At 60.0% G+C, this 25,592-nt stretch carries 23 protein-coding genes; 9 read left to right on the top strand and 14 right to left on the bottom strand.

Features of this window, described 5'->3' with window-relative positions; genetic code table 11:
- Positions 1-43: 43 nt before the first annotated feature.
- The 5 genes from rlmKL to rmf all read left to right on the top strand — a co-directional run bounded on the left by rlmKL (position 44) and on the right by rmf (position 6,417).
- The gene (gene rlmKL, locus OC537_RS06280) at positions 44-2,215 is read left to right on the top strand and encodes a bifunctional 23S rRNA (guanine(2069)-N(7))-methyltransferase RlmK/23S rRNA (guanine(2445)-N(2))-methyltransferase RlmL (RefSeq protein WP_262110379.1); all 2,172 of its coding nucleotides are present in this window, start codon (positions 44-46) and stop codon (positions 2,213-2,215) included.
- Positions 2,215-2,445 carry a glutaredoxin family protein gene (locus OC537_RS06275; protein WP_262110377.1) on the top strand — a complete coding sequence of 77 codons (231 nt, stop codon included), beginning with the start codon at positions 2,215-2,217 and terminating at the stop codon, positions 2,443-2,445. The genes rlmKL and OC537_RS06275 overlap by 1 nt, the downstream gene beginning before the upstream one ends.
- 68 nt (positions 2,446-2,513) lie before the next feature.
- The gene (locus OC537_RS06270; RefSeq protein WP_262110375.1) at positions 2,514-4,424 is read left to right on the top strand and encodes an ABC transporter ATP-binding protein; all 1,911 of its coding nucleotides are present in this window, start codon (positions 2,514-2,516) and stop codon (positions 4,422-4,424) included.
- Positions 4,425-4,432: 8 nt separating this feature from the next.
- Complete coding sequence (locus OC537_RS06265) at positions 4,433-6,079, top strand: DUF3466 family protein (protein ID WP_262110373.1); 1,647 nt, start codon at positions 4,433-4,435, stop codon at positions 6,077-6,079.
- Between the two features lie 158 nt (positions 6,080-6,237).
- The gene (gene rmf, locus OC537_RS06260; protein WP_005315693.1) at positions 6,238-6,417 is read left to right on the top strand and encodes a ribosome modulation factor; all 180 of its coding nucleotides are present in this window, start codon (positions 6,238-6,240) and stop codon (positions 6,415-6,417) included.
- Positions 6,418-6,501: 84 nt separating this feature from the next.
- Here rmf and fabA read toward each other — a convergent pair whose 3' ends face one another.
- From fabA to OC537_RS06240, 4 genes are all read right to left on the bottom strand, one after another.
- Positions 6,502-7,062, bottom strand: a complete 561-nt coding sequence (gene fabA, locus OC537_RS06255) for a 3-hydroxyacyl-[acyl-carrier-protein] dehydratase FabA (protein WP_106886764.1) — start codon at positions 7,060-7,062, stop codon at positions 6,502-6,504.
- A 78-nt stretch (positions 7,063-7,140) separates the two neighbouring features.
- Positions 7,141-9,117, bottom strand: a complete 1,977-nt coding sequence (locus tag OC537_RS06250) for a Lon protease family protein (protein WP_163136663.1) — start codon at positions 9,115-9,117, stop codon at positions 7,141-7,143.
- Positions 9,118-9,321: 204 nt separating this feature from the next.
- A complete protein-coding gene (locus tag OC537_RS06245; protein ID WP_262110370.1) occupies positions 9,322-10,599 on the bottom strand; it encodes a tyrosine-type recombinase/integrase in 1,278 nt (425 codons plus the stop codon).
- Between the two features lie 286 nt (positions 10,600-10,885).
- Positions 10,886-11,191 (bottom strand): YebG family protein, encoded by a 306-nt coding sequence (locus OC537_RS06240; RefSeq protein ID WP_139743885.1) that lies wholly within the window; start codon positions 11,189-11,191, stop codon positions 10,886-10,888.
- 255 nt (positions 11,192-11,446) lie between these two features.
- On the opposite strand from OC537_RS06240, the gene OC537_RS06235 reads away from it, so the two are divergent.
- From OC537_RS06235 to rsmF, 4 genes are all read left to right on the top strand, one after another.
- Entirely contained in the window at positions 11,447-12,091 is a 645-nt protein-coding gene (locus OC537_RS06235; RefSeq protein ID WP_106886778.1) for a paraquat-inducible protein A, read from the top strand.
- On the top strand, positions 12,069-12,677 hold the full coding sequence (locus tag OC537_RS06230) for a paraquat-inducible protein A (RefSeq protein WP_025326992.1): 609 nt from the start codon (positions 12,069-12,071) through the stop codon (positions 12,675-12,677). Before OC537_RS06235 ends, OC537_RS06230 begins: the two co-directional genes overlap by 23 nt.
- A gap of 55 nt (positions 12,678-12,732) precedes the next feature.
- The gene (locus OC537_RS06225) at positions 12,733-15,285 is read left to right on the top strand and encodes an MlaD family protein (RefSeq protein WP_262110355.1); all 2,553 of its coding nucleotides are present in this window, start codon (positions 12,733-12,735) and stop codon (positions 15,283-15,285) included.
- A 128-nt stretch (positions 15,286-15,413) separates the two neighbouring features.
- Positions 15,414-16,844: a 16S rRNA (cytosine(1407)-C(5))-methyltransferase RsmF gene (rsmF, locus tag OC537_RS06220; RefSeq protein WP_262110353.1), complete on the top strand. Its 1,431-nt coding sequence runs from the start codon at positions 15,414-15,416 to the stop codon at positions 16,842-16,844.
- Positions 16,845-17,065: 221 nt separating this feature from the next.
- Here rsmF and OC537_RS06215 read toward each other — a convergent pair whose 3' ends face one another.
- From OC537_RS06215 to fabG, 10 genes are all read right to left on the bottom strand, one after another.
- Positions 17,066-17,353 (bottom strand): RepB family protein, encoded by a 288-nt coding sequence (locus OC537_RS06215; RefSeq protein WP_262110349.1) that lies wholly within the window; start codon positions 17,351-17,353, stop codon positions 17,066-17,068.
- Between the two features lie 227 nt (positions 17,354-17,580).
- Positions 17,581-18,609: a site-specific integrase gene (locus OC537_RS06210; RefSeq protein ID WP_262110346.1), complete on the bottom strand. Its 1,029-nt coding sequence runs from the start codon at positions 18,607-18,609 to the stop codon at positions 17,581-17,583.
- 287 nt (positions 18,610-18,896) lie between these two features.
- Positions 18,897-19,676, bottom strand: a complete 780-nt coding sequence (locus tag OC537_RS06205) for a TatD family hydrolase (RefSeq protein WP_262110344.1) — start codon at positions 19,674-19,676, stop codon at positions 18,897-18,899.
- A gap of 18 nt (positions 19,677-19,694) precedes the next feature.
- Positions 19,695-20,642: a DNA polymerase III subunit delta' gene (gene holB / locus OC537_RS06200; RefSeq protein ID WP_106886785.1), complete on the bottom strand. Its 948-nt coding sequence runs from the start codon at positions 20,640-20,642 to the stop codon at positions 19,695-19,697.
- A complete protein-coding gene (gene tmk / locus OC537_RS06195; RefSeq protein WP_262110342.1) occupies positions 20,627-21,268 on the bottom strand; it encodes a dTMP kinase in 642 nt (213 codons plus the stop codon). Before tmk ends, holB begins: the two co-directional genes overlap by 16 nt.
- Positions 21,268-22,269, bottom strand: coding sequence for an endolytic transglycosylase MltG (mltG, locus tag OC537_RS06190; RefSeq protein ID WP_162520022.1), 1,002 nt, complete (start codon positions 22,267-22,269; stop codon positions 21,268-21,270). Before mltG ends, tmk begins: the two co-directional genes overlap by 1 nt.
- Entirely contained in the window at positions 22,259-23,065 is an 807-nt protein-coding gene (gene pabC, locus OC537_RS06185; protein WP_262110339.1) for an aminodeoxychorismate lyase, read from the bottom strand. Before pabC ends, mltG begins: the two co-directional genes overlap by 11 nt.
- 67 nt (positions 23,066-23,132) lie before the next feature.
- Positions 23,133-24,374: a beta-ketoacyl-ACP synthase II gene (gene fabF, locus OC537_RS06180; RefSeq protein ID WP_262110336.1), complete on the bottom strand. Its 1,242-nt coding sequence runs from the start codon at positions 24,372-24,374 to the stop codon at positions 23,133-23,135.
- Between the two features lie 82 nt (positions 24,375-24,456).
- Positions 24,457-24,693 (bottom strand): acyl carrier protein, encoded by a 237-nt coding sequence (gene acpP, locus OC537_RS06175; protein ID WP_005300909.1) that lies wholly within the window; start codon positions 24,691-24,693, stop codon positions 24,457-24,459.
- Between the two features lie 157 nt (positions 24,694-24,850).
- Positions 24,851-25,585, bottom strand: a complete 735-nt coding sequence (gene fabG / locus OC537_RS06170) for a 3-oxoacyl-ACP reductase FabG (RefSeq protein ID WP_025326981.1) — start codon at positions 25,583-25,585, stop codon at positions 24,851-24,853.
- Positions 25,586-25,592: the final 7 nt, after the last annotated feature.

The following is a 25,592-nucleotide window of genomic DNA, read 5'->3' as shown; positions in this document are numbered from 1 at the left end:
GAACCCCAAGGTTCGGATGCCGAGTGCGGGCCGATAAGGTATAATGCGGCACTATTTTTATGGCATCCCCGTGAGCGTGATGAAAGAATTTTTTGCAACCTGCCCCAAGGGGCTGGAAAACCTGCTGGCCGTCGAGCTGACCACCCTGGGCGCGGAGCAGGTCCGTGAGACCGTGGCCGGCGTCCACTTCAAAGGCGAACTGGCCATCGGCTACAAGGCCTGCCTGTGGAGCCGTTTCGCCTCCCGCATCGTGCTGGTGCTCTCCGAATTCCAGATGAACGACGATCTGGATCTCTATCTCGGTGCCCACACCATTCCCTGGGAAGAGCACTTCCCCGGTACCGCCACCATAGCCGTGGACTTCACCGGTACCAACCCGGCCATTCGCAACACCCAGTACGGCGCGCTGAAGATCAAGGATGCCATCGTTGATCGCTTCACCAAGCGCGGCCATGTGCGCCCGGACGTCGACAAGAAGTCGCCGGACATTCGCATCATGGCGCACCTGGGCAAGGGCAAGGCCAACATAACCCTGGACCTGTCCGGCCCGGCGTTGCATCAGCGCTTCTACCGTCAGGGCACAGGCGAAGCGCCCCTTAAAGAGAACCTGGCCTGCGCCATGATTGCGCGCAGCGGCTGGACCGGCGAGCCCATGATGGACCCCATGTGCGGTTCCGGCACCCTGCTGATCGAAGCGGCCTTCATCGCCGCCGACATGGCGCCGGCCCTGCGCCGGGAGCGCTTCGGTTTCGATCGCTGGCTGCAACACGATGGCGATCTGTGGCAGAGCCTGATGATGGAAGCCCAGGTGCGCGCCAAGCGTGGCATGCAGCGCTGCGAAGTGAAGCTGTTTGGCTGCGATGCCGACCCTCGTGTGCTGATGAAGGCACGCGACAATGCCAAGGCGGCCGGTGTGGCCCACCTCATCACCTTCAAACAGGCCGACGTGACCGCGCTTGAGAACCCGCTGCCGCAAGCCGCCGCAGAAGGGGAGGCCCGCGAAGTCGGCATGCTGATCTCCAACCCGCCCTATGGCGAGCGTCTGGGGGAGTTCCCGGCCCTGCTGGAAGTGCACCAGGCCCTGGGCGATGCCCTGCGCCGCAGCTTCCAGGGCTGGAAGGTCACCATTTTGTCTGCCTCGCCTGAGCTGCTGAGCTGCCTGCGCCTGCGGGCCGACAAGCAATATCGCCTGTTCAACGGGGCGCTGGAGTGTCAGCTGCGCAACTACCAGATAGCGCTCGACTCCGTGGCCTCCCAGAAAGAGGTGGCCCAGGACTTCGCAAACCGTCTGCGCAAGAATCTGAAGACCCTCGAGAAGTGGGCCAGCAAGGAGGGGATCGACTGCTATCGCCTCTATGACGCCGACTTGCCGGAATACAACGCCGCCATCGACCGCTATCGGGATTACCTGGTGGTGCAGGAGTACGCCGCGCCCAAGGACATTCCCGCCCAGAAGACCCGTCAGCGTCTGCTCGACATGGTGCAGGCCGCCATCAAGGTGACCGGCATGGACGGCGAGAAGGTGATCCTGAAGGTGCGCGAGCGTCAGGAAGGCAAGCAGCAGTACCAGAAGCTCTCCGAAGAGCAGCACAGAATGGAGGTGCAGGAGTACGGCGCCCGTCTGTGGGTCAACCTCTACGACTACCTGGATACCGGCCTCTTCCTCGACCATCGTCAGACCCGTCGCATGCTGGGTCAGATGGCCCGCGGCAAGCGCTTCCTGAACCTGTTCGCCTACACCGGCAGTGCCACCGTGCACGCGGGTCTTGGCGGGGCGAGCGAAACCACGACTGTGGACATGTCCCACACCTACCTCAACTGGGCGCAGGACAACATGCGGCTCAACTCGCTGGTGGGCCGTCAGCACAAGTTCGTCCAGGCAGATTGCCTGAAGTGGCTCTCCGAGGCCGAAGATCAGTACGATCTCATCTTCATCGATCCGCCCACCTTCTCCAACTCCAAGCGGATGGACGAGAGCTTCGACGTGCAGCGGGATCACCTGCTGCTGATGCAGCACCTCAAACGCCTGCTGGCGGCGGACGGCACCCTGGTGTTCTCCAACAACAAGCGCCACTTCAAGATGGATCTGGCTGGTCTCGAGGCCGCCGGCCTCAAGGCCCAGAACATCACCGGCAAGACCCGGCCCAAGGATTTTGAACGCAACCAGCATATCCACAACTGCTGGATCATCACCCACGCCGAGACGCAGGCCTGATGCTGACCCTGTTTCACACCGACGGCTGCCACCTGTGCGAACAGGCCTGGGCGCTGGTGGAGGAGGCTGGCCTTGCCGCCAGTACTCGCCAGTGTGACATCATGGAGGACGAGCAGTGGCTTGCGGCCTACCGGGTGCGCATCCCTGTGCTGCGGGATGACGCCGGCGGCGAACTGGGCTGGCCCTTCACCCTGGCACAGCTCAAGGGCTGGCTTGCCCGTCAGGGGTGAGGCTGATTTGACGATGAAACGGGGGCAGAGTCTGCCGCCCGTTTTTTCATAAGTAACAAGGAACAAACATGGCACTTTTGACATTGCACGGCGCTTGTCTGTCGTTCAGTGATTTCCCGCTGCTCGACAACGCCGAGCTGACCATAGAGCGTGGCGAGCGCCTCTGTCTGGTGGGGCGCAACGGGGCGGGCAAGTCCACCCTGATGAAGGTCATCGCCGGTGAGCTCTCCCTGGATGACGGCCGTCTGGTGTTGCAGCAGGACTTGAAGGTGACCCGTCTCGAGCAGGATCCTCCCGCCTCGAGCGAGCTGACCGTGTTCGACTATGCCGCCGAAGGGCTGGCCGGAGTGGGGGAGCTGCTCAAGCAGTATCACCACATCTCCCTGGAGCTGGGCCACGATCCTTCCGACGCCAACATCCGCAAGATGAGCGAGTTGCAGGAGCAGCTCGATTATCAGAACGGCTGGCAGCTCGAGACTCGCATCAGCCAGGTGCTGACCCTGCTGGGGCTGGATCCCGACGTGACCCTCGACAGTTTATCCGGTGGCTGGCTGCGCAAGGTGGCCCTGGCCCGGGCGCTCGCCTGTGACCCGGATCTGCTGCTGCTGGACGAGCCGACCAACCACCTGGACATAGACGCCATCAACTGGCTGGAAGAGTTCCTCAAGGATTTTCGCGGCGCCATCGTCTTCATCTCCCACGATCGGGAGTTCATTCACAAGCTGGCGACCCGGATCATCGATCTCGATCGGGGCGCCATCACCTCCTGGCCCGGCAATTACGATCAGTACCTGCAAGGGAAGGAGGAGTGGTTGCGGGTCGAGGAGCTGAAAAACGCCGAGTTCGACCGCAAGCTGGCCCAGGAAGAGGTGTGGGTGCGTCAGGGCATCAAGGCCCGCCGTACCCGCAACGAAGGCCGGGTGCGCGCCCTCGAGGCGATGCGCATGGAGCGCAGCCAGCGCCGTGAGCTGCAGGGCAAGGCCAAGCTGCAGATGGACGACGTCAACCGCTCCGGCAAGCTGGTGTTCGAGACCGAAGGGCTCGGCCTGGACTTTGGCGATCGTACCCTGTTCCAGGGGCTGGATCTGCAGGTGCTGCGGGGCGACAAGATTGCCCTGGTCGGCCCCAACGGCTGCGGCAAATCGACTCTCATCAAGCTCTTGCTGGGCCAGCTCGAGCCGAGCCGCGGGCTGGTCAAGGGCGGCACCAACCTGGAAGTGGCCTATTTCGATCAGTACCGCGAACAGCTCGATCCCGAGCAGACTGTGGTGGACAACGTGGGGGAGGGCAAGCAGGAAGTGATGGTGCGCGGCCGCTCCCGCCATATCCTCGGCTACCTGCAGGACTTCCTGTTTGAACCCAAACGGGCGCGGACCCCGGTCAAGGCCTTGTCAGGGGGCGAGAAAAACCGTCTACTGTTGGCCAAGCTGTTCCTCAAACCCAGTAACTTGTTGATTTTGGATGAACCAACCAACGACCTGGATGTCGAAACGCTGGAACTTTTGGAAGAGCTGCTGACCGATTATCCGGGCACCCTGCTGCTGGTCAGCCACGATCGTCGCTTCATCGACAATACGGTGACCGGCTGCTGGCTGTTTGAAGGGGATGGGCGGATCAGCGATTATGTGGGCGGCTATGCCGACATGATGGCCACCCGGGCCCAGCAGAGTCAGCAACAGGCGACCAAGGCGGCCGCGGCCAAGGTGGCAGAGCCTGTCGCGTTGGCGGCGGAGCCGGCGAAAAAAACACGCAAACTCTCTTACAAGTTGCAACTGGAGCTGGATAATCTGCCAGCCCGGCTGGAGCAGCTGGAAACGGAACTCGATGCCCTGCAGGCGGAGATCAACCATCCCGGCTTCTTCTCCCTGCCGGCGGAGCAGACCCAGTCCAAACTGGATGCATTGCATGCGGCAGAGGCCGCATTGGAACACGCCTTCTCCCGTTGGGAGGAGTTGGAAGCGTTGAAACATCAAGACTAAGGAAGTAGATGAAAAAGCAATTATCCATGCTGGCCATCCTGGTCGGCGCCAGCCTCAACGCGCAGGCGGCACAAAGCTCCTTCTTCACCATTGTCGATGACGAAGTCAAAGGATATGCCAGCGGGATCAGTACCGATGGCAGCGGACTCATCGGGATCAATACCAAGAACAACATGGCCGAGTACTTCTCGACCGTGCGTTCTGCCGACTTCCTGGTCGATCGTTTCCGCTTCGAGCAGGGTTGCTTCCTTTCAAGCTCCGTCTGTGACTCCTTCTGGGACGAGAATCCGGGCTTTGCCTACCAGTGGCGCCGCGATTTCCTCGATGGTGTCGATCAGCGCAGCGGCATCGGCTATGTTGCCACCACTCAGACCGATGGCCTGGTAACGGCCCTGGGGGATGCCCCGACCGATCGGGCGGGTTACAAGATGGACGGCAAGCTGCGCACCGCCTTTGCCATCGTCAATGACGGCAACCCGGTCGAGCTGAAAGATGCCGCCGGCACCCACAGCCTGAGCGTCCCGACCAGCATCAAGAAGCTGGACAACGGTCAGTACCTGGTGACAGGGACAGCCGCCAGTGGCAAGTACCGCCACAATGTGGGTGGTGACTTCTATAACTGGTGTTTCGCCGGCAATGACGATGAATATGGTGACTTCCGTTACTGCCCCGGGGTCGATACCCAGGCCAGCTTCTGGCTGCTCGATAGCTCAGGCGGTTTCAACAAGCTGATACAGGCCAGCGACTATGGTCGTCAGCGCGACGAAGTGCTGCAGACCGCGTCTGCATTTGGTGCGGCGACATTCAACGGCACCCTGTACGGCGTGGGCTACAGCTCCACCGGTGAGGTAGGGTCGGGGGATCTCGACGGCCGCAACCTGGCCAGCTACTGGACCCTGGATCTCGATGCCGGCACAGTGGGGGCCACCAAGATCATCCCGCTGCCCGATGGTGAGCCGGGCAAGGATGACAGCGTGCTGCAAAATAGCTGGGCTGTGTCTGTCAACGAGAATGGCTATGTGATTGGTAACCAGCGTTACAGCATCAACAAGGGTCAGAACCGACCGACCGAGATGTTCCTGTTCAATCTGAACAATCCGAGCTCTGCGGCCAGCATCCCCCTGCAGGACAAGCCGCTCTCTGGCTCCGGCTCCGAGGGCGCGGCCATCAACGATCACAACATGGTGGTTGGCTGGCGTGACTCCCGTCATCAGACCCAGCCTGTGGCCAACGGCACCAACCGCATGCAGGAAGCCTTCCTGCTCAATGCGGCGTCCCCGAGCAACAACTGGTACCTGAACGACCTGATCTGTGGTCTGGATGATGCCGGTGCCAAGCAGTGTGCCCAGAATGGCAAGTATTACCACATCGCCTACGCCAGCGGCATCAGCAGTGATGGCACCATAGCCGCCACCGCTTATCGCTACAATAGCGAGAGCGATCTGAACCTGCGCACCAACGCGACCGTGGTCGCCGTCAAGCTGACACCGGCCGTGGCGGACTATCAGGGCAACAAGCCCGCTGAATATGTGGTGAGCAATGCCCCGGTCAACAACCAGACCGGTCAGGATGGTGAAGATGGTGGTGGTGGCAGCCTGTTCTGGTTGACTCTGCTGGCCTTGCCCTTCGCCTGGCTGCGCCGTTACCAGCGATAAAAAATGTGTCATCAAAAATTAATGCAGTTCAGTATCTTGTGTCACAACGTCTGAATAGCATGGAATTTTTTGTTTGACCCTGCTTCCCCCCTGGGGTAAAGATGAAAGCGACCCGGTGAAAACTTGGTCGCTTTTTTGTTCCACGAAGAGGGTCGTAGATGATGAAGAGACAGAAACGGGACCGTCTGGAAAGAGCACGCGCTCGTGGTTATCAGGCTGGCGTAGTCGGCAAACAGAAAGAAGCGTGTCCGTACCAATGCCTGGATGCCAGAGGGCACTGGCTTGGTGGTTGGCGCGACGCCATGGAGGGGCGAGGCTCAGGCCTCTTCATGAAGTAACCGAGACTTCATCACTCATTGCAAAAAGGAAAGGGGCCATGGCGGCCCCTTTACGTTGTCACTCTCTGACCGGGTCAGAGCAGATCAGAATGCGGTGGTGTCTTTGAACAGGCCCACTTTCAGGTCGGTCGCGCTGTAGATGGGACGACCATCCACCTCGACCACGCCGTCGGCAATGCCCATCACCAGCTTGCGGTTGATGACGCGTTTGAAGGTGATCTTGTAGGTCACTTTCTTGGCGGTCGGCAGGATCTGGCCGGTGAATTTCACCTCGCCCACGCCCAGAGCGCGTCCCTTGCCCGGACCGCCTTTCCAGCCCAGGAAGAAACCGACCAGCTGCCACATGGCATCCAGACCCAGACAGCCCGGCATGACGGGATCGCCAGGGAAATGGCAGTCGAAGAACCAGAGATCCGGAGTGATATCGAGTTCGGCCAGGATTTCGCCTTTGCCGTGTTCGCCACCGTTGTCAGTGATCTTGACGATGCGATCCATCATCAGCATGTTGGGGGCGGGCAGTTGGCTGTTACCCTCACCAAATAATTCGCCACGGCTGCAGGCAAGCAGCTCTTCGCGGGTAAACGACTCTTTACCTTGTTCACACAGGGAGAGGTGGGTATTAGTGGTGTCGTTATCTAGGGTCACGCTGTTTATCCTTCATATGGGTCAAAGCCGGGCCAATTTAGCTTACAGTTGTTCGCTAAACAACTCCGATCACTTTATTTAGAGGCCGAATAGACGGCCCAGCAGGTTGCGCAGCACGCCACTCTTGGGGGCCGTGCCATTGAGTTCATCCAGTCTGTCCTGGATCCGGCCAAACAGGGTGTCCGGCATGTCAGGCTCGCCGGCCACACAGCCGGTCAGCAATTCGATGGCCTCTTCCACGTGATCCACCGGGTGGATATGGAACTGGCCCGCTTCGACGGCGGCAATCACCTCATCGGAGAGGTTGAGCTGCTGGGCGTTGGTACCGGGCAAAATGATGCCTTGCTTGCCGGTGATGCCATGGATCTTGCACACCCGGAAGAAGCCTTCGATCTTCTCGTTCACGCCACCCACAGCCTGCACGTTGCCGAACTGATCGACCGCACCGGTCACCGCGAAGCGCTGGGAGATGGGTTGGCGGGCGAGGGCAGAGAGCAGGGCGCACAGACCGGTCAGGGAGGCGCTGTCGCCGTCAATCTCGTGATAGGACTGCTCGAACACCAGGTTTGCCGAGAGCGGCGAGGGGTTCTCGGCGCCGAACTTGTTGGAGAGATAGCCGTGGATGATCATCATCGCCTTGGCATGAATGTGGCCGGCGAGCTCTGCCTTGCGCTCGATATCGGCCACGTCGCCATCCCCCAGATGCACTGTGGCGGTCAATCGCACCGGTTCACCAAAGTCATAAGGATGACCGGCCACCTGAATGACGGAGAGGCCGTTGATCTGACCGACCTCTTCACCGTCGGTCTGTAGCAGGATCTGGCCATCGATGACCCCCTGATCGGATTGCTCCACCAGGTAGTTGAGGCGGTAATCCTGCTCCTCCAGGGCGAGCAGTATGTGCTCGTCGGTCACCTTCTCGGCCTCCAGCTCGCGGGCCAGGCTGTCGGCCATGCGCATGATGGCGCTGAGTTGCACCTCCGAGAGGGAGAGCCATTCCTGATGGTCACAGAGACGACTGGCATGGCGACACAGGGCGAGGAGGGCACCCGGAGTGAAGTCCAGCAGGTTCCAGCGCAGCCGCAGCCAGGCCAGGTATTGCAAGAACTCGGGTAAGTCCTCTTCGATGTTCACCTCGGACACCAGATCGGCGCGCAGGAAGATGCGCTCGGACATGTCTCTGTCCAGCATCTGGAACTCGGCCACTTCCAGCCGGTCGCCCACCAGGATCAGTTTGAACCGGATAGGCGTGGCCTCGGGGGTGAAGAAGGGGGTCAGGGTCTTGCCTTCCTGATAGGCATTCCAGTCCAGCTCGCCTTTTTGCATGGCGTTCTTGAGCTTGAACCAGAGATGGGGCTGATCGAGCAGCTCGTCGAGCTGCAGGATGAGATAGCCGCCGTTGGCTTCCCGCAGCAGGCCCGGCTCCAGCAGATGCTGGTTGGCATAGACCGAGCCTTGTTCCGTCTGGTAGTTGATGGAGCCAAACAGGGTGTCCCAGTTCAGGTCCCGACCATAGATGATGGGGGCTTGCTGCTCTTCGTGATGGATCAGCAGGTTGATGAGCACCGGGTGCTGGAATTCGAGCCCCTGAGCCACGTGCGCCGCCAGATCGGAGAGAAAGTCCACGATCTTGGGGTCATTTTCCTGCTTGCGGATGATCCGGGTGACCAGGCGCTCGGCATCCAGGTGATGGCTCATCAGCTTGAGCAGCTCGCCAACCATCTCGCAGAATTCGAACCCGGTACCGGGTTGCAGGCGCAGCCAGATAGGCTTGAACGGGTTGTTGAGGTTTTCGGTGTAACAGAGATCGAAAAGGTCGCCATCCTTGCCATTGGAAGAGGCGATCAAGGTCTGGCAGACACTCTCATAATCCGCACCCGGGAAGCCGTTGAGCAGCATGACCGGGCAGTCACCATCAAAACTGGCCAGTCGCTTGATGCCAGAAATGGCTCTGGGTTGCAGGGCGGCAAAAGGGATGGGTTCGAGCTCGCTGAGCGTGGGGAACTGCTCAATCGTGAAAGCGGGTTTTAATTGTTCTGATGTTAATTCAGCCACTTAAGACATCCGGTCGGGGATAGGATCAATTGTTTCCATTATACACAGTTCAATTGGCGGTAACAGGAAACAAGCACACATCATTTAACATAATATACATTATGCGCGGTTATATATGAAGGCGACTGGCGGGCATATTTTCCCGCCATATAACGTTTGGCAGATACGCTGGGTAGCAACTTTGCGCAGTCTGCACACGGGCACTCATTCATGTAGGCGATCCAGCGGCTTATGGCTGGCACTCTCGTGGCGTTCGCTGTTGCCGGTGTGCAGGTATTTGGAGGTGGTGTCTATGCTGTCGTGTCCCGCGTCTGCCTGTACGTGTGACAGTGGCCGGCCATGCAGGTTGATGTCGTGGGTGATGCCGGTATGGCGAATGGAATGCGGCGTCAGGGTACGCATCTCGGCGGCATCCTGGGCAAAGCCATCTTGCTCGGCCAGGCTGGCCGCTTGCTCGAAGACAGCAATCACCAGATCCCGCAGTTGGCGGATCCCGAGATTGGCGTTGAGCTCGCCTTGCTCCCGGCCATGGGCCGCCGCCTTGTGGCGCACGAAGAGCGGCGTCTGTTCGCCCGGGGCTGGCAGCGGCGAGAGCCCAAGAAAGGTGCGATAACGTGCCAGTGCATCCAACAAGGCCTGGGAGACGGCCACGGTGCGGCGTTTGCCGCCCTTGCTGCGTGGAATGTCATAGCCCCAGACCCCAGTCTTGCTGTCGCGGCGAAACTGGCTCATGACGGGGCTGAAGCCCGGTCTGGCCGCCACCTCGGAGATACGCAGATAACAGGCGTACATGAGGCAGATGAGAAACCGGCTGCGCTCATGCTGGGCCGGGCATTCGGTTGCCAGCCGCTCGGCTGCCTGCATCACATAGGACCATTGCAATTCGGTAAAGGACTGGGCCTCTTCACCGGCATCCTGGCTGTCCGGCCGCTTCACCCGTTGCAGCAGGAGCGCCGGATTGCGGTCCATGTACTCCTCCTGGATCAGGAACTGGAAGAAGGCCGACAGTATGGCGAGCTTGGTCTTCATCGCCTGCTCGCTCAGACGGTATGGCAGCTCGCGGCCCAGTTCCCGCTTGCCGAGAAACGGTCGCCACAAGGGGTTGGGCAACCGCTCTCCCCACTCCTTGTCGAGCACGAACTGGGCCACATTTCGGTATGCGATAAGCCCTTGTGGCGGAGCCTGGCAGTAGTCGAGGTAGCGCATCATGATGCGCCTGGTGAGATCCTTTGGGCTGATGGCCACCTCGCAGAAACACCAATGCAGGAAGGTGGTCAGCTCGCTGCGGTAGGTCTTGTAGTTGTTCTCGCTGTGGCGTTGCTCCAGCAGCCAGTCGACGGCCAGCTCATAGACGAGGCCGGCATCGGGTACATTGCCCAGGCTGAGAGTGGCCAGATACTGGTTGACCTGGGGATTGCCCGCCTCCAGATGGAGCAGATTATCGAACAACGGCATGGCGGGTGGCAGTGACGGATGAGTCATGATGGTGCTTGTGAGTCTTGTTGAGTGAAGCTGGCTCGGCGCCGCGCAATCCTGATGCCGATAAATGGGGTTATCGGCATCAGGGGATGCCAGATGGCCCGGGTATGAGTCGTCAAGGCTTCCCTGGCACACCGCGGACAATGGTATATGGTATTTATTCAATGACTATGCAGTCTTGTTGGAAATTTCTCGGGGTAAATAGCGACAAAAATGACTGAAAATGGACTCTTCTTGAATATTGTGGGGCGGAAGCCAGGGTTGGACGCCCTGCCCCGCCCTTATTCTGTCAGGCCACGCTCTTGAGGGATTTTCCCTTGGGCTTCTCGGTATCCACCTTCTCTTCCTTGGGGCTGATCCCCTGCCCCTTGCCACCGCGCAGCACGTTTTGCAGCAGATCTCGCTGCTCGGCCAGGTAAAAAGCGAGGCTCTCCTGCTGCTCGGGTGCCAGCTGAACCGGTGCCCCGGCCAGCAGCGTCATCAGTTCATCGGCGGTATCCAGCAGCTTGTCATAGGCATCCGCCTCTTTCTTGCTGGCAAAGGTCATCTTCTCCACTCCCCCACGCACGACAACATACTTGATCTCAACGGCCATAGTGGCGTCCTCCTCATGATAGTGACTGCAAGTATATGTATGAATATACAGTGTTGCAAATAACACTCAGGATCCGCCACCGCGCCCATCACCGCATCAGCTCCCCCTGGTCCGGCAACCGTGTTCAGTGTTTCTCTCTATGGCCCAGCGGGTTGGCCGCCAGGCCATCTTTTCTTGGCCAGAGGTTTCGCTCCGGCAAGACAGCGAGGGCGATTTAGGGTAAATTTTATCAATTCCTTCAACAGGTTGAATCGTATGTCGGATCCCCACTCCGTGATCGTCTGCCCGGCGTGTGACTTGCTGATCGAACGCAAGCTGCTGCCCCTGCGTCGTCACGCCCATTGTCCGCGCTGTCACCAGCATCTCTATGGGCGCTATGCTTTCCGTCCTTCCCAGCTGATGGCCCTCACCATCACCGGCTTCCTGCTGCTCCCCTCCGCCTTCTTCGAACCCCTGCTCTACCTGCGCCTGGCCGGGGTCAACTCCGATGCCAACCTGCTCAAAGGCATTCTGATGCTGTTTGAGGAGGGGGAACTCTGGGTGGCGAGCCTGGTGCTCTGGTGCGCCGTGCTGGCGCCGGCGGGGTTGCTGCTCGGCATCTTTGCGCTTGCCTCCGGCCTTGCCAAGCGCTGGCACATGCTGGCCCCGACGCTCAAAGCCGTGGAGGTGTTCCGACACTGGGCCATGCTGGAGGTTTACATCGTCAGCCTGATGGTCGCCCTGTTCAAGCTCATCGACATCGCCGACGTGCGTCTGGGGGGCGGTCTGCTCAGCCTCGGAATATTGATGCTGCTCAACATGACGCTGCTCATTCTCTTCGACCCCGCCCCCTACTGGGAGCGGATACCGCTGCACAACGCCTCGCAGGAGCCGGATCATGATACCGACCAGCGCCCGTGAACTCGGGCTCTGCCGCTGCCACACCTGCGGCCTGCTGGTGCGCTACCAAAGTGCCATGAGCTGCCCTCGCTGCCACAGCCCCCTGCAGATGCGGATCCCCCGTTCGCTCGCCTGGTCATGGGGCCTGCTGGCGCTCGCCACCTTCATGCTGCTGCCCGCCAATCTGCTGCCCATCACCCACTTCTACAACAAGGGATTACTGCAGTCCGATACCATTTTCAGCGGTATCATGGCGCTCTATCGCAGCAAGATGTCGGGCATCGCCACCATAGTGCTGACCGCGAGCATCATAGTCCCCATCGGCAAGATACTGGGGCTGGGCTGGATCTGCTGGCAGTTGCAGCGCAGCAAGCCGGTGCGGCGCAAGCGTCAGCTCATCATGTATCGCATCATCGATTTCATCGGTCGCTGGTCCATGCTGGACCTGTTCGTGATCTCGCTGATGGTGGCCCTGGTGGATCGCGGTGTCTTGCTCAACGTGCGGGCAGGGCCAGGGGCAACCGCCTTCGCCGGCGTGGTGATCCTCACCATGATGTCGGCCCGGATGCTCGACACCCGTCTGCTGTGGGACAAGGCGGCCCGTTAATGCATTTTTTCTGTATCGGATGTGCTGTGCATCACAGCCAATTTAAGGAGTCGGTATGATCGGGGCAGAACCCGTCATTGAGAAACATCGCTGGTTATCCCCAGTCTGGTTGTTGCCCTTCATCGCCCTCTTGCTGGCGGGTGGTTTCATCTACCAGCAGTGGACGAGCAGCGGTCAACTCATTCGCATCAACTTTGCCCAGGGCAACGGCATCTTGCCGGGCAAGACCCAACTGCGTTATCAGGGGGTGGCCATAGGGGTGGTCCAGGATCTGGAGCTGGCACAGGACGGTCGCAAGATAGCCGTGCTCGCCAAGGTCGACAGCCGCGCCCGCCCGCTCATCCGCAAGGGCTCCGACTTCTGGCTGGTGAGCCCCAAGGCCTCCCTCACCGAGATCTCGGGTCTCGATACCCTGGTCTCCGGCAACTACATCAACCTGCAACCCGGTCGGGACAACAACCCGCTGGAGGACGAGTTCGATGCCCTGGACGGCCCTCCCCCCGGCTATCAGGCCCAGGGGCGCACCCTGCATCTGACCGCCGACTCCCTGGGGTCGGTCGGCATAGGTGCCAGGATCTACTTCCGCGGGCTCGAGGTCGGCAGCGTCATCAATACCCGCCTGGGAGAGGATAACCAGAATGTGATCCTGGATCTGGTGATAGAGCCGCGCTTCGAGCACCTGGTCAAGGTGGATACCCGCTTCTGGAACATCAGCGGCATCAAGGGCTCCTTCAGCCTGGCCGGTGTCAGCGTGGAGGCGGGCAGCCTCACCTCCATACTGAGCGGCGGCATAGCGTTCGACTCTCCCAAGGAGTCTCCCGTCGCGCAGAAGGGGCTCAATTTCACCCTCTATAAGGGACTGGCCGAGGCGGCTCGGGGCGAGCGCATCACCATCCAGGCGGGAGATCTGCCAGTCAAGGAAGGCATGCCCATCCTCTATGAAGGGATAGAGATTGGCAGGATAGACCCCATTCGCCTGACCGAGCAGGGCCGGGTCGTCACGGCGCTGATCAACCCCGAGCAGGCATTTCGAATGACCGGCAAGAGCCGTCTGGTCTGGGAGACTGTCTCCCTCTCCCCCACCGGGGTCAAGCACGCGGATCGCCTGCTGGCCGGACCGGCCATTCGTCTCGACTATGTGGCAGGTGAAAAGGTCAGCACCATGGCGCTGGCGAGCCAGGAGCAGCGCGATGGCATCAAGCTGACCCTGCAGGCGGACGATCTGGCTGGCTTGAACGAGGGCGCCCCGCTCTGGTTCAAGGGGTTGCAGATAGGCCAGCTGGGGGCGCTGACCCTGGATGGCAGCGGCAATGCCAGCGTCAACCTGGTGGTGAACGAGGGTTATCAGCATCTGCTCAAGCGGGCCCGTTTCTATCGCGCCTCCCCCTTGCAGGTGCAGGCCGATCTGAGCGGCCTCAAGGTGGAGACCAGCCCGGCGAGTGCCTGGCTGGCAGGCGGGATCAAGCTGGTCCAAGCCACCGGGGGGGCGCGTATCGACCGCCTCTACCCCAGCCAGGAGCTGGCCCTGCTCGGCAGCCGTGATGCAAGGCCCGAGCGCTGGACACTGCGCGCCGAGCAAGCTGACGGGATAGGCGTAGGCTCCCCCGTCCTCTATCTGGGGCTGGAAGCGGGCAAGGTCAAGGCGTTGAAAGCCGAGGAGCGCGGGGTGGCCATCACCCTGGAGATAGACGCCGTCTACGCCCCCCTGCTCAAGCAGCAGCCCCAGTTCTGGAAGAAGGCGGCCATCGACGGCAAGATCCGGCTCGACGGTGTGCAGGTCAAGATGGGCAACCTCGCCACCTTGCTTCGCGGCGCTATCGAATTTGACCGGCTCGGCACCGGCCGCAGCAGTCATCAGCTGTTTGACAGCAAGGAGCAGGCCAGCACCCAGGTGCGCACCCTGACCCTGACCGCCGACAGCAATCCCGGGCTCGGGGTGGGCAGTCCCATCCGTTATCGCGGGGTGGACATCGGCAAGGTGGAGCAGATTGAACTGGATCCCACCCTGGGTCAGGTGAGCTTCAGGGCCGAGCTGGATGGGCAGTACGCCGCCCGTTTCCTGCAGAGCGGAGCGCGCTACACCCTGGTGCAGGCCAAGCTCGGGCTGGGGGGCGTCTCCCACCTCGACACCCTGATCAAGGGTGCTTTCGTGGAGGCAAGCCCGGGCCAGGGCGCGGGCAAGGAGCGCTTCCCCCTGAGTCAGAGCACCCCCATCGGATTGGCCCTGACCCTCAAGAGCCCCTCCGTCAGCGGCATCAGCGTCGGCAGCCCCCTGCTGTTTCGCAAGATGGTGGTGGGCAGCGTCAGCGGGGTGGCGCTGGCCCGGGATGGCAGCGAGGTGCTGATCGAGGTGAACGTCGCTCAGGAATATGCCCACCTGGTGCGCGCCAACAGCCGCTTCTGGAACGTGTCCGGGGTCAAGGCCGACATCGGCCTGACCGGCGGCACCATAGAGGTGGAAACCGTGCAGAGTCTGCTGACCGGCGGCATCGCCTTCAACACCCCGGAGCGGGAGATGGGGCCGACCGTCAAGGCCGGCCACCACTACCCGCTCTATGGCAAGGCGGAGAAGGAGTGGCTGGAGTGGAGCCCCCGCATCCAGCCCTGATGTTCCCTGACCCTTTGACTCAAGCCCGGCCCAGCGCCGGGCTTGTTCGTTTTGCCCATCGCCCATTCAGAATATTCCGACCCCTGTGGTACTATGTCGCCCCTCTTTTGGGTCAGCGAGACGGCACTGTGCACGACAATACCTACCTTCCCGAACACTTCCTGCGTCATATCGCGGACATCATGCCGGCCCATCTCTCCATGGATGCGTTCGTGGCGAGCTGTCGGCGGCCGCTGCGGCGCAGCATCCGGGTCAACACCCTCAAGATCTCTGTGCCCGACTTCGTGACACGCATGGCGCCACTGGGCTGGCAGCTGGAACCCGTGCCCTGGTGCGAGACCGGCTTCTGGCTGACCCGTGCCGACGAGAGCGTGCCCCTTGGCAACAGCGCCGAGCACTTGTGCGGCCTCTTCTACATCCAGGAAGCGAGCTCCATGCTGCCGGTGACGGCGCTCTTTGCCAGCGAGCGGATAAAGCACGATGGCATGCTGCTGGATGCGGCGGCGGCGCCCGGCTCAAAGACCACCCAGGTAGCGGCCCTGATGGACAACCAGGGCATGCTGGTCGCCAATGAGTTTTCCAGCAGCCGGCTCAAGGTGCTGAGCGCCAATATCCAGCGCTGTGGCGTGACCAATGTGGGCATGACCCATTTCGATGCCAAGGTGTTTGGCCAGTGGTTGCCGGAAACCTTCGATGCCATCCTGCTCGATGCCCCCTGCTCCGGGGAAGGCACTGTGCGCAAGGATGAAGATGCCCTGCGCAACTGGAGTCTCGAGAGCATCGAGGAGATTGCCACTGTGCAACAAGGCCTGCTGGAGAGTGCCTTCCACGCCCTCAAACCCGGCGGCGTGCTGGTCTACTCCACCTGCACCCTGAGCCTGCAGGAGAATCAGGCGGTCTGTCAGTCGCTGCGAGACAAGTTCGGCGACGCCCTGAGTGTCGACTCCCTGGCCGACCTCTTCCCCGGTGCCGGGCAGGCCTGTACCCCAGAGGGTTACCTGCATGTCTGGCCCCAGATCTTCGACAGCGAGGGCTTCTTCGTTGCCAGGATCAGCAAGCATCACTCAGTGCCCAATACCATGTTCAAGCCGGGCAAGCTCGGCAAATTCCCCTTCTCCCCGCTGCCGGCGAAAGAGGCCGAGCCCATGTTGCACGAGATTGAGGCGAGCTTCGGGATAGTTCCGCGCGGCCAGCTGTGTGGCCGCAATGACGAGATCTGGCTCTTCCCTCACGCCTTTGAGCAGGTGCAGGGCAAGCTGCGCTTCGATCGCATCGGCATCAAGCTGGCGGAAACCTTCAAGAAGGGTTATCGCCTCACCCATGAATGGGCGCTGGCTTACGGAAGTCTGGCCACCCGGGGATGTGTCGAGCTGGATGCCGCCAACGGGCGTGAATTCATGATGGGACGGGATGTCTGGCCCGAGCTGGCTCCGGGAACGGGGGAAGTGATCGTCCGCTATCAGGGGCATCCGCTTGGTATGGGGAAATGGGTGGGGAGTCGCATCAAGAATGCCCTGCCCCGTGAGTTGGTGCGGGACAACAACTTGTTCAATGAGTGAGATGTCGGCGGCCATTTCAAGGACAGACACCTGTTCGAGTCTGGAAAACCCACACTCTGGTTGAACTTTTAGTCACTTCTTGAAATGCCTCGCGCCTTGTCTAAGCTTAAGGCAATCCGCATATCAATTAGCGCACGGCTCTGCAAGGAGCCAATTCCCCTATGCCAGGTACAAGGAATTCGTACCTGGCTTTTTTTATTCCCACGATTTGCTCACTCTGCTCAATCTATGGTGTCCGACCTGGATTGCTCTTCATGGTGAGTGTGCTGGTCACTGTGCTCTTCAACATATTGCGGCACCAGCTCGTGCTGATAGAGCAAGTCGATCGCCTGCTCGATGAGGGAAGCCTGGTTGTCTTCCAGATGCTGACCTAGCTCCTGCAACCGCTCGGCGTGGCGATTGCTGATCCAGCATTGCAGCCTGCTGTGGGTTTCCTGCTTGCGTTTCACGTGTTGGCGTTGCCGCTCGGCATTGTCTTGCGCCACATTCATCTTCATTTCCTGGCTCATACGACCTTGCTAACTAAGAGAGTGGAACTTGTTATCTCTCACCACTGCGCGACAGGAGATCGCTGGAATGACACTCCCCTGCAAAGGGGTGAGAGCCACCGCTTGTGCCTGGCTCTTTTTCGCTTCATGGTACTGACGCTTCACCGGCACTGCTTCGGGGGGCGATAAATATATCATCAAATCAATCAGATGGTATTTAACATAAAAAACACCGTGGCGCGGTTATCTTACAGCAAGCCTGCGAGGGCATGATCGGAGAACTTGTGCGCATCGTCGAAATACTCCTGCAGGGTACGCATGTCCTTGTGCCGTGTCACCTCGATGATCTTGTTCATGGGCTTGCCCGCGGTTACCGCCGAGGTGATGAAGCCTCGGCGCAGGCTGTGGCCACTGACATAGAGATCGTCGATGACCTGGCCGGTTCGCCGCTTGATCATCCGGTTGATGCCTTGGGGCCCGAGTGGCTCTGCGGTGAGCTGCCCCCAGCGGGTCATGCGACGAAACAGTGGCCCCTGGCTTATGCGGCTTGCTTTCAACCAGCGGCTGAGTGCGGTTACCGGGCAATACTGCTTGCCGGGAATGAGCGCTATCTCGGTTTCATGGAGCTGATGCTTGCTCGGCTTGAGCCGAAGCCGGATCCCCTGCCCCACGAAGTCGAGATCGCCCACCTCGATGCGAGCCGCCTCCGAACGGCGCAGGGCGCCGCTGAACATCAAGAGCAGCAAGGTGTGATCCCGCAGCCCCGCCAGATTCGAGGTATCTATTTCATCGAGTACCCTGCTCAGCGGCTGCAGGGTCAGGGCTCCCGTCTTGCGCTTGCGGTTATCACCGAGGCGCACTATGCCCCGCATCATCTCCTTTATTTCCGCATGCTCGGTCGGCATGGGATGAATGCCCTTCTGCTTGAAGGCATAGCGGATACCGGCGAGCCGCCTCACCAGGGTGGCCGGTTTTCGAGGCTCCCCGTTACGCAGCTCCCCCTTCCCCTCCTCTTTATCCAGCCATACCCAGTCCGCCAATATGCCGTCGGCCTGATCCGCCAGAAAGTTCATTATGTCGTGATGACTGGTTTGCAGCGGATCCAGCCCATGTAACTGGCACCAGAATACGAAAATACGGGTATCAGCCTGATAGGCATTGAGGGTGGAATCCGCTTTTGCACTGCGCAGGAAACGCCGGGCACGACTATTGAGCGCAGGATCGAACACAGTCTGCAATGACTGCTGAGCAGGTTGTGAAATGGTTGGATAGGCCACGTAAGTCTATGATTCGATATGGAGTTTAGGAGGATCTTACAGGATCTTTCAGATCCATCAAGTATCGATAATGAATATTATCGATACTTATAGAGTATTGATTTAATACCTCCAACCTCCCGGGATTATGAGCAGGATCACTTCGTATCCGTCACTGGCGTTTTCCAGAAGATGAGTCCGAACCTGATATTTCGGTGAGAGATAACGATGTAGGTAATTGATATTGGTGGGGGTGGTCAGGTTGATGATTTTAAATAAAGAGCCCCGACAGACGGGGCTCTTTATGATTATTTCTTCGCCATCTTGAATAGCTCAAAGAAATTGTGGCTGGTGGCCTCTGCCAATTCGGCCAAGGGTATCTGCCGCAGATCCGCAATAAATTGCGCGACGTCTCGCACGAAGGCGGGTTCGTTCTCCCTCCCCCGGTGAGGAACAGGGGCAAGATAAGGAGAGTCCGTCTCGATCAGCAATCGCTCCAGTGGCAATGCCTTGACCACGGCCTGCAGCGCCGTGGCATTCTTGAAGGTGGCTATCCCCGAGATGGAGATATAAAACCCCATCTCCATGGCGGCCTGAGCCATCTCGAGAGACTCGGTGAAACAGTGCAGCACGCCCCCCACCTGATCGGCTCCCTCCTCACGCATGATCTGCAAGGTGTCTTGTTGGGCATCCCGGGTGTGAATGATCAGGGGTTTGTTCAGGGCCCGGGCCACCCGGATGTGTTCCCGGAAGGAGGCTTGCTGTACCTCCTTGTTTTCCGGCGAATAGAAGTAGTCGAGCCCGGTTTCGCCTATGGCCACCACTCTTTCATCCGCCGCCTGGGTCAGCAGCAAGGGGGCATCCACACCGGGATCCTGATTAAGCGGGTGGACGCCACAGGAGGCAAACACCTGGGGATAAGGGGCGATCGCCGCCAGCATGGTCGGGAACTGCGCCTGGGTCACGCTGACGCAGAGAAAATATCCCACATCCCGTTTCGCGGCCTTGGCCAGGACATCGGCCATGTCGGTCTGCTTGCTGCCATAGCTGAGGCGGTCGAGATGGCAGTGGGAATCAACGAGTAACATAGACAACCTTGTATCTTGTCATAACCAGCGATTGAGCCAGTTCATCAGATGGATGGTGGGATTGGAGAGTTGACCCGGCTGGCAGGCGGCCTTGAGCGTCACCAGCTGCTGCTCTGCCTCCAGCAATCTTTCGCTGGAGTGGCGCTCGGCCAGTTGTTCGCTGAGGGCAGTCAGATCCGGCATCGCCAGCTGATGATGGCCACAGCCCGCCTGGATCTTGAGGGCATCACACAGGAAGAGTTGCAACCAGTGCAACCTGATCTGACTCTCCTCCGCCAGCTGGGAACAGACACTCGCCGCCCGGGTCGGCGTCTGCGACAGGGAGACGAAACTCTCGAGCAGCATGCGTCTGGCCCCATCCTGCTGCTCTTCGATGTAACTGAGCACCCGAAGCGGCGCCCCCTGACAGATCCGCACCTGGGCCTGCGTGGCCTGATGACCCTGTTCACTCAGCCAGCGCAGTGTCTCCCCTTCTGTCGGAAGCTGACAGACATGCTTGTGGCAACGGCTGAGGATGGTGGGCAGCAGGCGGGAAACCCTGGAGGCGATCAGCAGCAGCAGACTGTCGCCGGCCGGCTCTTCCAAGGTTTTCAGCAGGGCATTGGCGGCGGACTCCGTCATCCGCTCTGCGTCCGGAATGATCACCACCTTGCCGCGCCCCAGCTGGGAGGTGCTCTGCAGGCGGCCGCAGATCTCGCGGATGGCCTCGACCCCTATGCTCTTGCTGTCGGCACCTATGGTGCCGAGATCCGGGTGATGACCCTTGTCCAGCAGCTGACAGGCGTGGCAGTGACCGCAGGGTTCACCGCGATCCGGTTGCTGGCAGAGGTGCAGGCGCGCCAATCGTTCTGCAAGCTGCTCCTTGCCAAGGCCGGGATCCCCGAGCAGCAGCCAGGCGTGCCCCAGGCGGCCGGCCTGGGCGGTCTGGCTCAGGGCCTGCCAATCCGGGATCAGCCAGGGATACATAGGCGCTCGTTCGACAGGTAATGGTCCAGTGCGGCCTCGATGGCGGCCTTGACCCTATCCGGCGTCTGGCTCGCATCGATCACCAGTATGCTGTCATCCTTGGCCGCGAGTTCCAGGTAACGGGCGCGGGTGCGCTCGAAGAAGCTGAGCTGTTCCAGCTCGATGCGATCCAGCTCGCCGCGATGGCGGGCCCGCTGCAGACCGAGGCCGGGATCGATGTCGAGGTAGAGGGTCAGATCCGGCTTGAAGTTGCCGAGCACCGCCTGCTTGATGGCGCCGATGAGCTGGGCATTGATACCGCGACCGCCCCCCTGATATGCCTGGGAGGAGAGATCGTGCCTGTCCCCCACCACCCAGCGACCCTCAGCCAGGGCCGGCTTGATCCGGGTCTCCACGAGCTGCACCCGGGAGGCATACATCAGCAACAATTCGGCTTCAATGGTGAGGCGCTCGTCGTGCACCTCCTTGACGATGGCGCGCATCCGCTCCGCCAGAGGGGTGCCACCCGGCTCACGGGTGCACTCAATCCTGTCGATGCCATGGGCATGCAGATAGTCGGTCACATAGCGCACCGCGGAGCTCTTCCCTGCCCCTTCCAGTCCTTCAATCACGATAAATTTAGACATTAGGGTTTCTTCAATATGAATTCGCGAACCGCTCTATTGTGTTCATCGAGGGTCCTGGAGAAATAGTGGGCCCCGCCCCCCTTGGCGACGAAATAGAGATAGTCGGTCGACTTGGGGTTGAGCGCCGCCTCGATGGAGGCCTTGCCCGGCATGGCGATGGGGGTGGGCGGCAAACCATCGATCACATAGGTGTTGTAGGGATTCACATCGGTGAGATCGCTGCGGCGAATGTTGCCATCGTACCTGTCCTTCACCCCGTAGATGACGGTGGGATCTGTCTGCAGCTTCATGCCAAGGCGCAGCCGATTGACGAACACAGAAGCGATCTGTGCCCGCTCATCCGGTTGGCCCGTCTCTTTCTCGATGATGGAGGCCATGATGAGCGCCTCATAGGGCGTCTTATAGGGCAGATTGGCCTGCCGCTTCTCCCAGCGCTCCTGCAGGAAGGCCTTCATGTCCTGATAGGCGCGGCGCAGAATGGAGATGTCGCTGGCATGGGTGGTATAGGCGTAGGTTTCCGGCAGGAACCAACCTTCCAGCTTGCCGTTGTCGATGCCAAGCTCCTGCGCCAGCTCAGTCTCGCTCTGCTCCACGGTCAGCCGCTCAAGATAAGGGGCGCTCGAGAGCTGCTTCAACCAGTCCTCGAAACGGGAACCCTCGACAAAGGTCAGGCTGAAGTGAAACTCCTTGCCGGAGGCAAACAGGGAGAGGGTCTCCTTGAGCGGGGCCCCTTCCTTGATCTCATAGGTACCCGACTTGATGGCAACCAGTTCGGGGTGGCCACGCAGCCAGAGCCGCACCGCCCAGGGGCTGGTTTCCCCCTCCCCCAGTTCGGCAATCAGGCGCGCCGCATGGGCGCCTTTTTCGACGGTAAAGAGGCGCGTCGGCCCCTTGTTGGTGAGCGTCTCCACCTGCTGCCATTTGTAATACACATAACCCCCGGCGACGGCAACGGTCAGGGCTGCCCCCGCGAGCAGGGTGTAGAGCCGATTAAACTTCAATGACCAAACGCTCCTGTAAACGGCGGATCAATACCGGGCTGGGATAATGCACATCCCCAATGCTGGTGACCGGCACTATGCCCATCAGGGTATTGGTCAACCAGACTTCTTCGGCCTGCCACAGTGACTCCAGAGGAGCCTCCACGACACGCAGTTCAATGCCCATCTGTTTAAGCATCATGATCACGCGCTTGCGCATGATCCCATCTATCCCTGCGCGGGAGAGATCCGGTGTGAACACCGTCTTGCCACGACGCCAAAACAGATTCGCGCTGACTCCTTCTACCAGAAATCCACGGCTGTTCAATACTATACCTTCGACTCCGCCCCGCGCGGCAAGTTCGCTTTTGAGCAGAACTTGTTCCAGACGACCCAGGGTCTTGAGCCCTGCCAGCATGGGAGCATCGCCGAGCTGTTGCTGGCAGATCAGGGCGGCGATGCCATTTTGCTGCCAGCCAAGGTAGTGGGCCGGGTATGGTGCCAGGGAGACGATGCGGGTGGGCGTGTTGCATCCCGCGCCATCATAGCCCCGTCCCCCACTGCCACGGGTCAGCACTATCTTGGCGACAGCCTGCGTCTGCCCTGCTGCCAATTGCGCCACTTCGGCGGCCAGAGTATCCCAGGGAAGCTCCGCAAATCCGAGTCTGGCGCAGGCATGTTGCAACCTGGCCAGGTGTGCCGGCCACCAGATCACCTGCCCCTGCTTCACCAGCATGGTGGTGAAATGGCCGTCCCCGTATGCCAGCCCTCTATCCCTGGCGGACACTGCTTCTGTCGGTATTCCATTAATCAGCAAGGGGATCCCTCCGATAAAAAAGGCCCGATACGGTCGTATCGGGCCTTAGCATTTCGCCCAAAGCGAATTATACGCGTTTGAAGATCAGGGAGCCATTGGTGCCGCCGAAACCAAACGAATTGGAGAGGGCATATTCAAACTGGCCGGGTTTGGCCACATGAGGCACCAGATCCAGATCGCACTCCTCATCCGGGTTGTCCAGGTTGATGGTGGGCGGTGCCACCTGATCGCGCAGGGCCAACACAGTGATGATCGCCTCGATGGCCCCCGCCGCACCCAGCAGGTGACCGGTCATGGACTTGGTGGAGCTGATCATCAGGGCGCTGGCATGTTCGCCAAACACCTCTTTCATGCCACGCAGTTCGGCCACATCACCCAGCGGGGTGGAAGTGCCGTGGGCATTGATGTAACCGATCGCCTGCGGCGCTATGCCGGCATCTTTGATGGCATTCTTCATGGCGCGAGCGCCACCGTTGCCATCAGAGGGAGGCGCCGTCATGTGGTAGGCGTCGCCGCTCATGCCAAAGCCAACCAGCTCGGCATAGATCTTGGCGCCACGGGCCTTGGCGTGTTCGTACTCTTCCAGCACCAGGACCCCGGCGCCATCACCCAGCACGAAACCATCGCGATCCTTGTCCCAGGGACGGCTCGCTTTTTGCGGTTCGTCGTTGCGGGTAGAGAGCGCCTTGGCCGCCGCAAAGCCACCCATCCCCATGGGGGTGGAGGCTTTCTCGGTGCCGCCGGCGACCATCACGTCCGCATCACCGTAGGCGATCATCCGGCCGGCCATGCCGATGGCATGGGTGCCCGTGGTGCAGGCCGTGGTCACGGCGATGTTCGGGCCCTGCAGCCCCTTCATGATGGAGAGATGACCGGACACCATATTGATGATGGTGGATGGCACGAAGAAGGGACTCAGCTTGCGCGGGCCGCCGTTGATCAGGCTGCTGTGGTTCTGCTCGATGAGACCCAGGCCGCCGATGCCGGAGCCGATGGCCACGCCGACCCGCTCCGCATTCTCTTCGTTGATGACGAGGCCGGAATCATCCAGTGCCTGCACCCCCGCCGCCACGCCGTACTGGATGAAGAGATCCATCTTGCGGGCTTCTTTGCGGTTGATGCCGTATTGTTCGGGATCGAACTCTTTGACCAGGCCTGCGAAACGGGTCGCAAACTCGCTGGCATCAAAGTGATGGATGAGAGAAATGCCGCTCTGCCCGTTGAGCAGGGCTTGCCAGCTGGATTCGGCAGTGTTGCCCACAGGGGAAAGCATCCCCAGGCCGGTTACCACGACTCTGCGTTTTGACACTGAGCTAGTCTCCGAGAGGTATTTTGAAAGGGAGTAAACATAAAAGAAGCGGCCCTTGGGCCGCTTCTTTCAGAACAGGAACTTATTCCTGATTAGCGGTGATGTAGTCGATAGCCGCTTGAACAGTGGTGATCTTCTCGGCTTCTTCATCAGGAATTTCGGTATCGAATTCTTCTTCCAGCGCCATTACCAGTTCAACGGTATCCAAAGAGTCAGCGCCCAGGTCGTCGACGAAGGAGGCAGCGTTCTTGACGTCTTCCTCTTTAACACCCAGTTGTTCGATGATGATTTTCTTTACGCGTTCTTCGATGTTGCTCATGACCTGAATTTTCCTTTAAAAATACGCTATTGCGTCTGGTTGGGGTAGTGTATTCAATTGACGTGAGTTTGCAAGTGACTTGCCGCTGGTCAAACCACGAAATTCGCCAAACTTCGGCGTACTATCGCAAATTTGAACAGATCTCACGACAAATTGATTACACCATGTACATCCCGCCATTAACATGCAGGGTTTCGCCGGTGATATAGGCAGCGTCGTCAGACGCCAAGAATACCACAGCGGCAGCAATTTCTTTCGGATCGCCCAAACGGGCGGCAGGCACCTGATTCATGATGCCGGCACGCTGTTCTTCATTGAGCGCCTTGGTCATGTCGGTTTCGATGAAACCGGGGGCCACCGCGTTCACCGTGATGCCACGGGAAGCCACTTCACGGGCCAATGACTTGGTAAAGCCCACCAGGCCCGCCTTGGCGGCAGCATAGTTGACCTGACCGGCGTTGCCCATGGTACCGACCACTGAACCTATGCTGATGATGCGACCATGGCGCTTCTTCATCATGGCACGCAACACCGGCTTGCTCAGACGGTACAGGGAGGTGAGATTGGTGTCGATGATCTCGTTCCACTCGTCATCTTTCATCCGCATCAACAGGTTATCGCGGGTGATACCGGCGTTGTTGATCAGGATGTCGATGTCGCCAAAGCGTTCCTTGATGGCGGCAAAGACGGTTTCGATGGATTCCTGGCTGGTCACGTTCAGTGCCATGCCGCAGCCCTGCTCACCCAGATAGGCGCTGATGGCCTCGGCACCGCTCTCGCTGGTCGCGGTTCCCACCACTTTCGCGCCACGGGCCGCAAAAGTTTCGGCAATCGCACGGCCTATGCCGCGGCTGGCGCCGGTTACCAGCACAACTTTATCGGTAAAACTCATGACTTGC

The organism is Aeromonas sp. Marseille-Q5825 (assembly GCF_946892685.1).
Classification (GTDB): Bacteria; Pseudomonadota; Gammaproteobacteria; order Enterobacterales; family Aeromonadaceae; genus Aeromonas; species Aeromonas rivipollensis.
The sequence above is the reverse complement of the archived record's forward strand: the minus strand, read 5'-3'. Positions and strand labels throughout refer to the sequence as shown.

What these genes read in the sequence shown, in the direction of transcription:
- rlmKL (WP_262110379.1), top strand. Translation starts at nt 44, where the DNA reads ATGCGGCACTATTTTTATGGCATCCCCGTGAGCGTGATGAAAGAATTT.
- OC537_RS06275 (WP_262110377.1), top strand. Translation starts at nt 2,215, where the DNA reads ATGCTGACCCTGTTTCACACCGACGGCTGCCACCTGTGCGAACAGGCC.
- OC537_RS06270 (WP_262110375.1), top strand. Translation starts at nt 2,514, where the DNA reads ATGGCACTTTTGACATTGCACGGCGCTTGTCTGTCGTTCAGTGATTTC.
- OC537_RS06265 (WP_262110373.1), top strand. Translation starts at nt 4,433, where the DNA reads ATGAAAAAGCAATTATCCATGCTGGCCATCCTGGTCGGCGCCAGCCTC.
- rmf (WP_005315693.1), top strand. Translation starts at nt 6,238, where the DNA reads ATGATGAAGAGACAGAAACGGGACCGTCTGGAAAGAGCACGCGCTCGT.
- OC537_RS06245 (WP_262110370.1), bottom strand. Translation starts at nt 10,599, where the DNA reads ATGACTCATCCGTCACTGCCACCCGCCATGCCGTTGTTCGATAATCTG.
- OC537_RS06240 (WP_139743885.1), bottom strand. Translation starts at nt 11,191, where the DNA reads ATGGCCGTTGAGATCAAGTATGTTGTCGTGCGTGGGGGAGTGGAGAAG.
- OC537_RS06235 (WP_106886778.1), top strand. Translation starts at nt 11,447, where the DNA reads ATGTCGGATCCCCACTCCGTGATCGTCTGCCCGGCGTGTGACTTGCTG.
- OC537_RS06230 (WP_025326992.1), top strand. Translation starts at nt 12,069, where the DNA reads ATGATACCGACCAGCGCCCGTGAACTCGGGCTCTGCCGCTGCCACACC.
- OC537_RS06225 (WP_262110355.1), top strand. Translation starts at nt 12,733, where the DNA reads ATGATCGGGGCAGAACCCGTCATTGAGAAACATCGCTGGTTATCCCCA.
- OC537_RS06215 (WP_262110349.1), bottom strand. Translation starts at nt 17,353, where the DNA reads ATGAGCCAGGAAATGAAGATGAATGTGGCGCAAGACAATGCCGAGCGG.
- OC537_RS06205 (WP_262110344.1), bottom strand. Translation starts at nt 19,676, where the DNA reads ATGTTACTCGTTGATTCCCACTGCCATCTCGACCGCCTCAGCTATGGC.
- holB (WP_106886785.1), bottom strand. Translation starts at nt 20,642, where the DNA reads ATGTATCCCTGGCTGATCCCGGATTGGCAGGCCCTGAGCCAGACCGCC.
- tmk (WP_262110342.1), bottom strand. Translation starts at nt 21,268, where the DNA reads ATGTCTAAATTTATCGTGATTGAAGGACTGGAAGGGGCAGGGAAGAGC.
- acpP (WP_005300909.1), bottom strand. Translation starts at nt 24,693, where the DNA reads ATGAGCAACATCGAAGAACGCGTAAAGAAAATCATCATCGAACAACTG.
- fabG (WP_025326981.1), bottom strand. Translation starts at nt 25,585, where the DNA reads ATGAGTTTTACCGATAAAGTTGTGCTGGTAACCGGCGCCAGCCGCGGC.